This is a genomic window from Haladaptatus litoreus (assembly GCF_900156425.1).
GTDB classification, from domain to species: Archaea; Halobacteriota; Halobacteria; order Halobacteriales; family Haladaptataceae; genus Haladaptatus; species Haladaptatus litoreus.
The window spans coordinates 1,157,590-1,170,295 of sequence record NZ_FTNO01000001.1; the positions used below are offsets into that span (position 1 = coordinate 1,157,590).

At 59.9% G+C, this 12,706-nt stretch carries 11 protein-coding genes; 3 read left to right on the forward strand and 8 right to left on the reverse strand.

The annotated features are described in order from the left end of the window. Positions 1–151: 151 nt before the first annotated feature. The 3 genes from BW974_RS06060 to BW974_RS06070 all read right to left on the reverse strand — a co-directional run bounded on the left by BW974_RS06060 (position 152) and on the right by BW974_RS06070 (position 4,327). Positions 152–2,611 (reverse strand): methyl-accepting chemotaxis protein, encoded by a 2,460-nt coding sequence (locus BW974_RS06060; protein ID WP_076428924.1) that lies wholly within the window; start codon positions 2,609–2,611, stop codon positions 152–154. Next, a complete protein-coding gene (locus BW974_RS06065) occupies positions 2,608–3,849 on the reverse strand; it encodes an ABC transporter substrate-binding protein (protein WP_076428926.1) in 1,242 nt (413 codons plus the stop codon). The genes BW974_RS06060 and BW974_RS06065 overlap by 4 nt, the downstream gene beginning before the upstream one ends. Positions 3,850–4,021: 172 nt before the next feature. Further along, positions 4,022–4,327 carry a MazG nucleotide pyrophosphohydrolase domain-containing protein gene (locus BW974_RS06070; RefSeq protein ID WP_076428927.1) on the reverse strand — a complete coding sequence of 102 codons (306 nt, stop codon included), beginning with the start codon at positions 4,325–4,327 and terminating at the stop codon, positions 4,022–4,024. Positions 4,328–4,379: 52 nt separating this feature from the next. Between BW974_RS06070 and BW974_RS06075 the strand changes: the two genes are divergently transcribed. Then, positions 4,380–4,754: a secondary thiamine-phosphate synthase enzyme YjbQ gene (locus tag BW974_RS06075; protein WP_076428929.1), complete on the forward strand. Its 375-nt coding sequence runs from the start codon at positions 4,380–4,382 to the stop codon at positions 4,752–4,754. On the opposite strand, the gene BW974_RS06080 is transcribed toward BW974_RS06075, so the two are convergent. The 5 genes from BW974_RS06080 to BW974_RS06100 form a co-directional block, all read right to left on the reverse strand. Next, positions 4,747–5,046 carry a DUF5320 domain-containing protein gene (locus BW974_RS06080; protein WP_076428931.1) on the reverse strand — a complete coding sequence of 100 codons (300 nt, stop codon included), beginning with the start codon at positions 5,044–5,046 and terminating at the stop codon, positions 4,747–4,749. The two genes, BW974_RS06075 and BW974_RS06080, sit on opposite strands and share 8 nt — an antisense overlap. A gap of 109 nt (positions 5,047–5,155) precedes the next feature. Next, positions 5,156–6,754: a uracil-xanthine permease family protein gene (locus BW974_RS06085; protein WP_084186201.1), complete on the reverse strand. Its 1,599-nt coding sequence runs from the start codon at positions 6,752–6,754 to the stop codon at positions 5,156–5,158. Between the two features lie 77 nt (positions 6,755–6,831). Next, positions 6,832–7,791: a carbohydrate kinase family protein gene (locus BW974_RS06090; RefSeq protein WP_076428933.1), complete on the reverse strand. Its 960-nt coding sequence runs from the start codon at positions 7,789–7,791 to the stop codon at positions 6,832–6,834. 293 nt (positions 7,792–8,084) lie between these two features. Further along, positions 8,085–8,855, reverse strand: coding sequence for a sugar phosphate isomerase/epimerase family protein (locus BW974_RS06095; protein ID WP_076428935.1), 771 nt, complete (start codon positions 8,853–8,855; stop codon positions 8,085–8,087). Between the two features lie 57 nt (positions 8,856–8,912). Continuing rightward, the gene (locus BW974_RS06100) at positions 8,913–9,791 is read right to left on the reverse strand and encodes a hypothetical protein (protein ID WP_076428937.1); all 879 of its coding nucleotides are present in this window, start codon (positions 9,789–9,791) and stop codon (positions 8,913–8,915) included. A 198-nt stretch (positions 9,792–9,989) separates the two neighbouring features. On the opposite strand from BW974_RS06100, the gene BW974_RS06105 reads away from it, so the two are divergent. Both BW974_RS06105 and BW974_RS06110 read left to right on the forward strand, forming a co-directional pair. Beyond that, positions 9,990–10,919, forward strand: coding sequence for a gluconate 2-dehydrogenase subunit 3 family protein (locus BW974_RS06105; protein ID WP_076428939.1), 930 nt, complete (start codon positions 9,990–9,992; stop codon positions 10,917–10,919). Then, on the forward strand, positions 10,912–12,678 hold the full coding sequence (locus tag BW974_RS06110) for a GMC family oxidoreductase (protein WP_076428940.1): 1,767 nt from the start codon (positions 10,912–10,914) through the stop codon (positions 12,676–12,678). Before BW974_RS06105 ends, BW974_RS06110 begins: the two co-directional genes overlap by 8 nt. Positions 12,679–12,706 lie beyond the last annotated feature (28 nt).

Below are 12,706 nucleotides of genomic sequence, written 5' to 3' on the forward strand. Positions count from 1 at the left end.
CCGCTACTGGCGTGCGAACCCCCAAATCGGTGATGGTGTCGGTAATCGAAACTCGTCGGAGCCGAAAAAGTGGACAAGTAGAGAAAGTGAAGAAAGTAGAAAAGTCGGGTGTGGGTAGAAAAAGTGGAAAACGAAAGGAAGAAAACCGATTCTACTGCGAGTCGTCCGAACCGCTTTCGTCGTTTTGCGGTTCGACGCGGAAATCGTCAACCGTGGCCGCAAGCGATTCTGCCTGTCGAGCGAGCGATTCCGCGCTCTGGGACACTTCGCCGAGGGACGCGGTTTGTTCTTCTGCGGCGGCCGCAACGTCCTCGGCTTCTTCGGCCGTTTGCTCTCCAATTTGACTCACGTCGTCAACCATGGCGACGACATCGGCGGTCGTTTCGGCCTGTTCGTCGGTCACATCGTTGATTTCCTCGACGCCCACGCTCGTCTCTTCGACATTCTCCACGATTTCTTCGAGCGATTCCAGTGCCTCGTTCACAGTTACGACGCCGTCTTCGACCGCGCCGTGGGTTTCCCTGATGTCTTCGACGGTCACTTCCGCCCGCTCTCTGACGGTTTCGATGCGCTGTTCGATGTCGCCGACTGCCTCTTTCGTCTCGTTAGCGAGTTCTTTCACCTCATTTGCGACGACTTCGAAGCCCTCGGTTGAACCGTCCGCGCTCGCCGCCTCGATGTTCGCGTTCAGTGCGAGCATGTTCGTCTGGTCGGCGATAGAGCGAATCAGTTCCACCACGTCGCCGATGCGCTCGATTTCGGTTTCCAATTCCACGATGTGTTCGACGGTGGTTTCGGTTCCCGATTCGATGGCCGCCATCTCCTCGATTGCGGCCTGCGCCGCCTCCCGACCGTCTTCACCGAGCGTTTCCGCGTGGTTGGCCGACTCGGCGACTTGGTCAGCCGAGGCCGCGATTTCTTCGATGGTCGCCGACAGTTCGCTCATTTCGCCCGCAGTGTGTTCGAGGCGTTCGGACTGCTCGACCGCCCCTTCGGACATCAACTGCGTCGATTCGGTGACCTGCTGACTCGCTTGTTCGATTTCATCGGTGCTTGCGGTCACTTCCTGACTCGCCGCGGCGACCGTTTCCGCGAACTCGTTTACGTCGCGTATCGTCGCTTCGAGTTCGTCCATCATCTGATTGAACTCGCGGGCGATGTCGGTCATTGGTTGCGTCGGACTTTCCGTCGCCATTCGCTGCGTGAGGTCGCCATCCGCGGCCTGCCCCATCACCGCACTGAACTCGTTCGCCTTGCGCTGAAGTGCCGTGTTCAGTTGCTCGGCTTCCTGCTGTGCCGACTCTGCCCGTGCCTGCGATGCTTCCGCCTCGGCCTGTGCGTTTTCGGCTTCGGCCCGAGCGCGCTCGATGTCGGCCACCATCGCTCTGAGGTCGGTTCGCATCTCTTCGAGCGTCTCACCGAACTCGCCGGGGACTTCCTTCTCGAACACCGGCGCGTCGAACTCCTTGCGCGCGAGTGCGTCTGCTTGGTCTGCCACCGTGTTCAGGTACTCGTGCATGGATTCGAACGACCCGAACAGGTTGCCCATCTCGTCCTCGCGTCTCGTTCGCGGCAGTTCCGCATCGAGTCGCCCGGCGGAAATCTCGTCCGCCGTTTTTGACACGGTTGCAAGCGACTGCGCGGTTCCGCGGCCGATGGAGAGTCCGACGACCACGAGCATCAGTACGGCCATCGCCACGAGAACGCCGATGTTCTGCGTAACGTGGGTTTGGAGCGCAAATGCGGATTCGACCGGAACCTGATACAACAGCACCCAGTCCGTTCCGACGACGGGCGTGTACGCCATCACTGCCGATTTGCCGTCCGCCCCGGACATCCGTTTGATGTCGCTGTTTCCGGACAGGCCGTCCGCGATTGCGGCGCTCGCGTCGTCACCGTACCCCGACAGCACGCGGGCGTTCTGATTGTCGAGAACCACGGTTCCCTCCCCGTCCACGACGGTCATGTCGCCCGTCGCAATCGGCGACGAGAGGGCGTGCGAACGCTCGGTCAGCGACGTCGTCATGACGACCATCCGGTTCGGGTCGCTGGTCGGCGCGACGAACGCCGTTACCGGTTCGCCGTTCTCCTCGTATGGATTCATCACTTGGACGCCGTCCGAATCCGAGACGGATAGCGATTTGTTCGCCCACGCGGCGTCAGTCGCGGTGGGCGTCGTTCCGACCAACTCGTCCGTCGTGCTGGCGAGGACAGTCTTGCTCTGACTATCGACGTAGTGAATCGCCCGCACGTCGTTCGGGAGGTCGATGAGTTTCCGTTCGACGAGCGCCTGTCGCTCCATATTCGTCTGATTCGCGGACACCGATTCAGCGAGGAATCGCGTCGTCGAACGCTTCTTCGTGACCCACTTGTGCAGGGCTTCCGCCTCGCCTTTCGCGGCGTTGTTGATTTCCGTGCGATTCTCCTCCTGCACGAGTTGTTTCGTGTCGAAGTGAATGTAGAATCCGATAGACGAGATGAGAATCAGTATCGTGAACAACACCGTTCCGAACTTTGCGGCGTAACTCCGCCGGATTCGTGCTGGAAGTACTCCCTCGATTCGACTTTGAATCCCGCGGCGGGAGCCGTCTGTGTCGTCGGCATCGGTCATTGTTCCATCCTCCCTTCGAAAAAGGACGCACGCAGGAGTTCGAGTTCGGTGATTGCGCTTCCGTTCACCTGCTCGATGATATAGGCGTTGAGGGGTTCGAGATTCTTGTTCAAATCGACCGAACTCGATGCACCCTGATAGTTTACGTCCCTGCCAGCGTCGATGAGCGTGGTGGTGCGCTCGAAGTCATCGACAGAAACCGTCTGTCCGCGTCCGCCGGAAACGGAGACGAGATTGTTGCTGATGGCGGATGCGGTCGCCTCTCCCGCCTGTTCGATTGCGAGCGCCATCAGAAACAGCCCGTCGTAGGCGTGCTGTGTGTAGGCCGCGAGCGGCGCGATGTCGTTGAGTTTCTGTTCGAGTTCGATAGCTCCGGTCGTGTTCGTCGCGGCCACCGACGCGCTGTACATGCCGTCCATGTGCGGCGGAATTTCGTCCAGAAGGAGTCCTTCGCTAAGCACGTACTCGCCATCGTACGAACTCTCGGTGAGAGCTTCGAGAACCGTCGTATTTCCGGGTTCGCTGGCGAATGCGACTACGTCCGCGCCGGACTCTTCGATTTGCCTGATTTCCCCCGAGTACGTTTCTCGACCCGTCGGGAACGGAACGGATGCGACCACGTCACCGGAAACGTTGGCTTCGATAGTGTCCGCGAGTCCCGCGCCGAAACTGTTGTCCACGTACACAGTGGCGACGTTTTCGGCGCCGACGTAGCGGTCACTGTTGAGTACTTTCGCCATCACGAGCGCCTGCTGGATGTCGTTGGCGGCGGTGCGTCCGAAGAATTTCGTGCCGTTCGACAGTCCCGCCGTCACAAGTGCCGGATGTGTACTCGACGGACTCACCGCGAAGATGTCTTCGTTCGGCAGTTCTTCCGCGAGAACCATCGAAATGTCGGTGACGACCGGGCCGACGAATCCGACGGCACCCGCCTCAGAAAGCGTTTCCAGTGCTGTTTTCGCCTGTTCCGGGTCGAGCGCGGTGTCTTCGACCGTGAGTTCGATTTCGCGGCCGAGTGGCCCACCCGCCTGATTCACGTCGGCGGCCGCCTGTTCGACCGCCCGTCGATGGTGTTCGGCGACAGTTCCGAGAAAGCCCTCGGCCGAAAGCGGAAGCACCGCGCCGAGTTGAATCGGCGAACGGCCGAGTTTCCCACCCAGACAACCGGCGAGCGCGCCGGTTGCTGGAAGCGTGCTGGCGAGACGGAGATATAATCGCCTCGACACATCAGTATTCATATATGCACAAGAGTCGCAAATCGAGGATAATCCTTTCGATTCACATATCAGTCGTGATAATTGGCGGGATATTTATTAACATTCTAATACCGAAACGATGCAACGAACAAAAGTTGTAACGAGATGGGAATGATAGTCAGTCACAAACTGGCCCCCCGGCGAAGTCGTGCGATTATCTGCCGGAACCCGCGTCGCCTGTGGTTTCGATTCGGGATTCGTACTTCGAAATCGCTTCGTTCAACGCGTCGCTTGCGTCGATGTCTACCGATTCGGCGAGCGAAAGCAGGGCAAACAATGTATCACCGATTTCGTCTTCGTTGACTGAAATCGACTCCGGCGTCGCGCCGTAGTCGGTCGATTCATTCGCGTCTTTCGCCAGTTCGCCGACTTCGGCCGTGAGGTCGAGCAGTCGGTACGCAGGCGGCGCATCCATGTCGTGTTCCGCGAGGAAGTTCGCGACGGTCTGCTGTTCTTTCATAGGTCTTACCTTTCGAGGTGATGGTTTAGAACCCACGGGTCGAAGTGAAAGCATGGAGTTCGAAGTCAGCACCTCGGAGCGAGTGGCCGTCGTAGATATTACTGAACAGGTAGAACGGCGTGTTTTTTCGGACGCCGAAATCTGCACCGTTTTCGTCCCGCACACGACGGCAGGCGTGGTCGTGAACGAGAACGAATCCCGATTGCGTTCCGACCTCGAAACCGCGCTTTCCGCGCTCGTTCCGGAAGACGACGGCTACCGACACGACGAAATCGACGACAACGCGGACGCTCACTTACGCTCGATGCTTCTCGGTTCCAGCGTCACGATTCCCGTTTCGGATGGCGACCTCGCACTCGGCACGTGGCAGTCAATTCTGTTCGTGGACTGCGACGGCCCGCGAACGCGCCGGGTTATCGTCAGATAAGTCGCGCGCCGCAGTTCCTACATTCGACTTTCTTTTTCCCGGTGGCGGTTCGCTCCACGGAGAGCGAACCGCCGGAACTACACTCCGGACAGACGCTCTTTCCGGTTTCGCTGGCTTGATGTTGCGCCATCCACCGCAGGTTCTTTTCGGCGTGATGGAGGCGATTTTTCGTCGTTTCGAGTTCGTCGCGGAGGGCTTCGACTTGTGCTTGGAGGTCGTCTTCCCGTGACTCGTCGGTAGTCTGTTGGTCGTCCGAGGTGCTCGTCGTGGTTTCCGATTCGTTTGCCGTCATTGCTATCTATCCTTGTTTCGTGCTATCTCTACTCACTCTCGGGAAGAACAAAAGCTTGTGGGCAAAAATTGCGGATGTTACCGCGTGAAAATATGAATCCGAAAACGAGTTAGTCCGCCTTCGTCGGGTCGGAACCACGACCGGAGCCGAGTCGGTCGATTGCACTCTCGAAGTCGCTTTCGTCCTCGGTGATGGCGTCCCATGCTTCGAGGCCGCGTTCCTCGCGGGTTCCTTCGACCGTGTTGTCGAGGAAGAACGCGACGAAACCGCCGACCGCCATCCCGGTTCCGAGGATGACGTACAGCGTGTTCGCAACGAGGTCGGTGCCCAAGGCCGGGCCGAGCACCGCGACGTTCGCCAACCCCTGTTGGAACAGTTCCGCACCGGACTGTTCCGCAGTGCCGAGGCCGCCAATGTAGGCCGGAATTGCGAGTCCCGCGAACATGGCGAAACCGACGATGAACAGGTTGCGCTGCGAGTCCAAGTCGACGTACTTCAGGTTCGATAGCCCGACTGCGGCGATTTGGCCGAACATGGCGATGAACAACCCACCGACGATTGGACTCGGAATCGTCGCGACGAGTTGACCGAAGTAACCGACGAAACCGACGACGAGCATCAAGACGGCCCCAATCTGAACGACGTAGCGCGAGGCCACGCCAGTCAATCCGATTGCCCCGATGTTCTCCGAATACGAGGTCGAACCGTTTCCGGTGCCCATGATTCCGGCGAAAACGCTGGCGACACCCTCCATTCCGATGCCGTGGTCGATTCGTTTTCTGCTCGGCGCGCCGACGCCCGACAGTCGGGCGACGGCGTGGTAGTCGCCGAAACTCTCAATCATCGACGCGACGACGCCAGCGAACATCCCGATGATGTACGGAAGCGTAAAGCGCGGCATCCCCCATTGGAGGGGCATCACGGGTTGAATCGGGTCGGCGCTCGCCACCTGTCCGAGTGCGACGTGGCCCGGCGTTCCGGGTGCGTAGAATCCCGTCACCGACAGAATCGCGGCGATGAGCCACGCGGAAACCACGCCGAGGAGAACCGGAAACAGCCGAAATGCGCGGTGGTTGTCGAGATACTGCGAGAAGAGGACGATGAGGCCGACCGTCAGCCCGACGAGCCACCAGTTCTGATTGGTCGCCGTAATCTGCGGGACGTTGAACAGCGACAGGCCGATGAGTGCGATGGTCGGCGCGATGACGACCGGCGAGAGATACTTTTTCAGTCGCCCCATCAACCCCAGATAGCCAACCAGCACTTCGACGGCCGCCGCCGCGATGACCGCCCCCTGTAGTTCGAGCAGGGTGACGCGCCATCCGCCGCCGATCACGCCGATAATCGCCAACGCGGGTGCGAGCATCGAAAACGTCGCGCCCTGTACGATTGGATACCGATTGCCGACCGTCGTTTGGGCCAGCGTGGCGAGTCCGGAGACGACGAAGAAGGTGCCGACGAACTGCGCCGTTTGGTCTGCGGGCATCTCCATCGCACCCGCGAGCGCCAGCGGAACCGCGATGTTCGCGCCGATCATCGTGAGGTAATGCTGGAACCCTAGCAGAACCGACTCCCCGGTTGGCGGTTTATCCTCGATGCCATACTCCACGAACGACGCTTCTTCGAGTGCCCCGTCTTCCGATGCCCTCTCTTTCACGCTGTTCGCGTCCGCAGACTGCCCATTCGTGTCATCTGTCGTTCCTGTCATGCCTTCTCAGTCGCGGTCTGTTGTTCGGATTCCTCGTAATCGGCATAAAAGTGCCGTTACGAACTCCGCAGGAAAAGTTACGATTTTCGAAGTCGGGTGACGGATGGCCGGTTCGGCAGTGCCGTCATCGCCCCCGATTCGGTGGTCGTTAGGGCGGCGACGGCGTTGGCGAACGCGAGCACTTCCGAGAGCGGTTCGTCTTCGGCGAGCGCCGCCAGTGCGCCAGCGGTGAACGCATCTCCCGCACCCGTTGTGTCCGCCACGGACACGTCGTAGCCGGAGTGGCTCAGCGAGTTCTCGCCCCACGGCGCGTCCTCGGTCGCGTGAGCATGGGCACCGTCCTCGCCGAGCGTGAGCAAGCAGGTGTGTGGCCCGGCCTCGCACACATCGACCGCGAGGCTGATCGGGTCTTCCGCATCGAATCCGGCCATGTTGAGGTCTTCCGGAGTCGCCTTCACCACATCCGAGAGACTAAGCATCTGGTCAACCATGTCGAGATACCCGTTTTCCGGCCACAGTTCGGGACGAGCGTTCGGGTCGAACACGACCGAACAACCCGCCTTTTTCGCGCGTTCCGCGAGGTCGAGCGTGGCCCGACGACCCGGGTTGGAGGCCAGCATGACGCCACCGACGTACACCCATTCGAGGTCAGCCAGCACGTCGTCTTCCACGCCACCGGGGCGGAGTTGCGTGTCCGCGGTTCCGTCGCGGTAGAAGCTAAACTCTCGGTCGCCGGTTTCGTCGTGGGTGACGAACGCCAGCGTCGTCTTCGCGTCGGGGTCGCGTTCCACGAATCTGTCTGGGAGGGTTTCTGCCAGCGTGTGAACAAGAAAATCACCAAACGGGTCGTCTGCGATGCGAGTCCAGAACCACGGCGTTTCGTCCAGTTTGGAGAGCGCGACTGCGACGTTCGCAGGTGCCCCGCCCGGCCTGCGGTCGAAGGAGGAGACGTCGGAGAGCGCGCCGGGCTGTTCCGGGAGGAAGTCCACAAGCGTTTCCCCGGAGACGAGGATTCGCGGCTTCGGTGTTTCCGTCATGGTTTCTCGTGAGAAGTCCAGCAGGAAAGGGTTTGCTTACTCGATGTGGTTTGTCGCGTGAGAGAGAGTGTTATTCGAGGAGGCTGTTTCTGGGACGGTGAAATTTCGGTCGAAATAGTAGGCGGGCAGGCCAGCGGCCTGCCCGCCCAAGCAGACACCGATTTTTTCGTGAACATTCGTCGGCGCGAGCCGATGGCCGACCAATCGTTCCGCGGGCGAGTGCGGTGCACTCGCCCGCCTGCTTGGTGAGAATACGCAATATCGAAACGAAAAGTAAACCGTCTGCTCGCGTCTCAGAGCAGTTTATCGAGATACGTCTTGCTCGTCTCGATGTAGCCGTACTCGAGGGTGAACACCTCAAGCGAGAGCGTTCCGCCCCAATCGTCCGGCAACGCCGCGAAAATATCGCGGAAGTCGATGGTTCCCGCCCCGAACGGGAGATGTTCGTCTTTCGCCAGTCGTGTGTCGTTCAGGTGGAAGTGTGAAATTCGGTCGCTATGCTCGCCGACGAAGGAAGCCATCCCACCCGAATCCAATCCGTCGATTCGCGCGTGGCCTGTATCGAGGGTCATCGAAGCGTCCGTCTCGTCGAAAATTCGGTCGAAATCGTGGATAGAAAACCACCCGCTGGGGATGTTCTCGACGCAGATTTCGAAGCCGAGATCGGCCGCGAACTCGTCTATTTCCCGCACCGACTGAAGGATATTCGACCCGACGGTTTCCACGTCCCACGCGGGCTTCCACGCCCTCGAACTGGCGTGGAGAACGCCTTTGTTCGCGCCGAACGCGCTCGCGGTTTCGACGGCGGCGCGAACTTCTCGAATCGCACCTTCCCGAACGTGTTCGAAGGGGGAACCGATGTCGAGCGCGAATGGAAGATGAACTGCGAGGCCGATGTCGCACTCCTCTGCACGCACCCGAACAGCATCCGAGTCGAGATGCTGGCGCTCGGTCGCACCGTCCATCATCAGTTCCACGTAGTCAAATCCGAGGTCATCCGCGATTTCGAACGCCTCCTCGTACTCCATCCCGATTTGCGTGACGAATCCCGTCTTCGCGTCCATATCCGTCGCTCGTCCGGCGAAAAGTTAGCTTTGGCGGGGCGAGCGAAATTATTCGGATTACCCCGTCTGATTCGACTGATTGCCGCCAGTCAACGAGATGCTCGCCGTCTGATTACTGTCGAAGGCGTACACACCGTGCGAGTACGTTCCCGGTTCGCTCGGGAGCGTCCCCGAACTGACTTCGAAGGTCACTGTCCGTGATTCGTTCGCACCGAGCGTCACGGTTTGTCGTTGAGCGGTGATACCCTCGGCCCGATACTGCAGTTCCTCGGTGCCAGTTCTGTTGCCGGGATTTCGAACGGTCGCCGAGACGTTGAACGACTGGCCGACCGGAACGGTTTCCGGCGCCCCGAGGTTCGTCACCTCGAACGGACTCTCCACCGGTCCTGCGATGGCGCGACCCGGTGGAACGGTGGGACTGCCGACGTTCGTACTGACGTTCGTCTCGGTGAACGCGACGCCGTTGGTTTCGACCGACAGCAATCCGGCGGCAATCCGAGCGTTCGAAACGGCCGACGGTGCCGCGAGTCTCCCGTCTTCGAGGGCTTGTCGCGTCCTGTTCGCCTCGGATGGAGTCACGTTATCTCCCAGTGCGATTCGTGTGTTCGTCACGACTGCGGTGGTTCCGTCTGCCGTCACCGCACCGCGCTTCACGAACAGCGCCAGCGTCCCGTTTCGGAGCGTCAGCAAGCCCTCTTCGATGTGGAGCGGAACACCAGCGAGCGAGACAGTCTCGTTTTCGACCAGTGCGGGTTCGGAGGTCGCATTGGTTTGTTGTGACTGATTGGCTTGCTGTGATTGTTGTTGACCTGTCTGTTGGCCTACCTGCTGTAGTTGCGACGACTGTGTCCCGTCAGTCGCCTGTGCGACACCGGCCATCGGCGCGACGACGAGTGTGACCACCACGAAGACGAGGCCGAATCGAAATCCCTGCATTGTGCGCGTTCTACTTCGGTCGGTGCGTTAAACCGTCCAGACCGTTCGCGGCGTTCGTCGGTAGTAAATGTTTAATTTCTCAACAACACTGCTGATTACTACTCCGGCAGGGAGAACAACTGACCGATTACTTCGTGAACAGTCTATAACAGTCGATAATGATTATTCGGTTGCACTGGTCGAACAACGGGGACGAAGATGCCAGAAGAACAACCGGAGACACGATTCGATTTCACGCGACGCTCCTTTCTCGGCCAGTCAGGACTCGCAGGAGGAATAGTGCTGTCGGGGCACGCCGCCGACGTCGCGCGCGGGGAAGTACAACAAGAGACACAAAATGGCGATACCGGCGTAGACGAGGATGCGCTCGTTCAACTCGACATCGACCAAGCGCGACTGGTACAGGCGATGGCGGAGCGGGTGTATCCGTCCGACGAGTTCGGGCCGGGTGCGGTCGAAACCGGTGTCGTCTACTTCATCGACCGCCAACTCGCGGGGGCGTGGGGGAAGGGCGAAAACTGGTATATGGAGCCGCCGTTCGTCAACCAGTTCGAGGACGCGATTCCGAATCAGGGGTGGCAGTCGAACCTCACGCCGGCAGAAACCTACGAGTTCGCACTAGAGTGGACAGAAGAGTACGCGAACAACGAGTTCGGTGGGAGCTTCCTCGACCTTTCGACTGACCAACAGGAAGAACTACTCACGGCGCTCGAAAACGACGAACCCAACAACTTCCGTTCGGTCAAGCCGTCGGAGTTTTTCACGCTCTTTCGCACGAACGTGTTGGAGGGCGTCTACTGCGACCCCACCTACGGCGGCAATCGGAATATGGCCGGGTGGCGAATGAAGCGCTTCCCCGGATCGCCCGGCGCGCTCGGCAGTTACAAAGAACTCATCGGCAGGGAAGGGTTCATTCGAATCCCTCCCAGAAGCGTTGAGGACGACGTGGAATCCACCGGAATCGAAACCGGCACCGGTTCGTCGGAGTCGTCGAACTCGTCGGCGACGCACAGCCACGGGCATAATCACGGCCCGCGATACGAACTGGAGAGTGAACAGGACGACGACGCGCAGGAAAGCGACGCACACGAAGTAGACGAAAACGCGGAGGGCGATACCGATGCCTGAAGTGTTAGATCCGGTCGATGTGGTCTGCGTCGGCGTCGGGTGGACGGGCGGTATCATCGGCAAAGAACTCGCGGAGGACGGCAAGCAGGTGGTCGGTATCGAACGCGGCGGTGAGCGCGGCCCAGAGGATTATCTCACCATGCACAACGAACTGCGTTACGCCCTGCGCTATGAGTTGATGCAAGACCTCTCGAAGGGCACCCTGACCTTCCGAAACGAACCGAATCAGAAGGCGCTCCCGATGCGACAGTTAGGTTCGTTTCTCCCCGGCAAAGGAGTCGGCGGGGCAGGCGTTCACTGGAACGGCCAGACGTGGCGATTCCTGCCCTACGACTTCGAAATCCGGTCGCGGACGCTCGACAGATACGGCCCGGAAAAGATTCCGGAGGACATGCAGTTGCAGGATTGGGGCATCACCTACGACGAACTCAGGCCGTACTACCAGACGTTCGAGGAGATGACTGGCATTTCGGGTGCTGCGGGCAACCTCGACGGGAACATACAGAACGAGGGCAATCCGTTCGAAGGGCCGCGAGAGGAGTATCCGACGCAACCGATGATTACCTCGCCACTTCTGGGCCGATTCATGGAGGCCTCGGCGAGTGTCGGCCTCCATCCGTTCATGGCACCCTCGGCCAACCTTTCGGAGGCGTACACGAACCCCGACGGGGTCGCGCGCGGGCCGTGTCAGTACTGTGGCTACTGCGAACGCTTCGGCTGTGAGTGGGGCGCGAAAGCCGACCCGACGGTTACCGTTCTCCCGTCCGCACAGGAAACCGGCAACTTCGAACTGCGAACGCAGTGCGACGCGCGTCGCCTCGTGTACGACGAACAAGAAGGGCGGGTAACCGGCGTGAAGTACGTCGATACGGTGGACAACACGGTGTACATCCAACCGGCGGAAGTCGTTGCACTCACGGCTTACGCTCTGTGGAACGTCAAACTGCTATTGCTGTCTGACATCGGCGAACCCTACGACCCGGAAACCGGCGAGGGCGTCGTCGGGAAGAACTACTGTTATCAGAACTTCGGCGGGAGTGCGGCAGGGTATTTCGACGACGAGGAATGGAACCTGTACATGGGTGCCGGGGCGCTCGGGGCCGCGGTGGACGACTGGAACGGCGACAACTTCGACCACACCGATTTGGACTTCATTCACGGCGGCAACATCGCCATCAGCCAAACCGGCAAGCGACCGATTGCGAACAACGAATCGCCGCCGAACGTACAAAAGGAGTGGGGTTCCGAGTTCAAACGCGCCAGCGTCAAATATCACAACAGCACGGCCAGCATCTCGGCGCAGGGTGCAGTCATGCCCCACCGCACTAACTACCTCGACTTAGACCCAACCTACACCGACGAGTGGGGCGACCCACTGCTTCGAATGACGTTCAACTGGACAGAACAGGACAGAAAACTCGCCGAGTTCGAGGGACAGCGCTGTGCCGAAATCATCGACGCGATGGGGCCGACGAAGATGGGCGTCGGAACGGAGGTTATCGGCGAGGGCGGAAACTACGACATTCGACCGTACCAATCGACGCACAACACGGGTGGGGCAATCATGGGTTCCGACTCGAACACGTCCGTGGTCAACTCCTATCTTCAGTGCTGGGACGCCGAAAATCTGTTCGTGCCCGGAGCCTCGGCGTTCCCGCACAACAGCGGCTACAACCCGACTGGGACTGTTGGCGCACTGGCGTACCGGGCCGCGGACGGCATCAAGCAGTACTTCAAGCGACCACGGATGCTCGGATAGGACGCAAAAATCGGGACAGGCGGTTGCG

What these genes read in the sequence shown, in the direction of transcription:
- BW974_RS06090 (WP_076428933.1), bottom strand. Translation starts at nt 7,791, where the DNA reads ATGACGGAAACACCGAAGCCGCGAATCCTCGTCTCCGGGGAAACGCTT.
- BW974_RS06075 (WP_076428929.1), top strand. Translation starts at nt 4,380, where the DNA reads ATGGAGTTCGAAGTCAGCACCTCGGAGCGAGTGGCCGTCGTAGATATT.
- BW974_RS06065 (WP_076428926.1), bottom strand. Translation starts at nt 3,849, where the DNA reads ATGAATACTGATGTGTCGAGGCGATTATATCTCCGTCTCGCCAGCACG.
- BW974_RS06105 (WP_076428939.1), top strand. Translation starts at nt 9,990, where the DNA reads ATGCCAGAAGAACAACCGGAGACACGATTCGATTTCACGCGACGCTCC.
- BW974_RS06060 (WP_076428924.1), bottom strand. Translation starts at nt 2,611, where the DNA reads ATGACCGATGCCGACGACACAGACGGCTCCCGCCGCGGGATTCAAAGT.
- BW974_RS06085 (WP_084186201.1), bottom strand. Translation starts at nt 6,754, where the DNA reads ATGACAGGAACGACAGATGACACGAATGGGCAGTCTGCGGACGCGAAC.
- BW974_RS06070 (WP_076428927.1), bottom strand. Translation starts at nt 4,327, where the DNA reads ATGAAAGAACAGCAGACCGTCGCGAACTTCCTCGCGGAACACGACATG.
- BW974_RS06095 (WP_076428935.1), bottom strand. Translation starts at nt 8,855, where the DNA reads ATGGACGCGAAGACGGGATTCGTCACGCAAATCGGGATGGAGTACGAG.
- BW974_RS06110 (WP_076428940.1), top strand. Translation starts at nt 10,912, where the DNA reads ATGCCTGAAGTGTTAGATCCGGTCGATGTGGTCTGCGTCGGCGTCGGG.
- BW974_RS06100 (WP_076428937.1), bottom strand. Translation starts at nt 9,791, where the DNA reads ATGCAGGGATTTCGATTCGGCCTCGTCTTCGTGGTGGTCACACTCGTC.
- BW974_RS06080 (WP_076428931.1), bottom strand. Translation starts at nt 5,046, where the DNA reads ATGACGGCAAACGAATCGGAAACCACGACGAGCACCTCGGACGACCAA.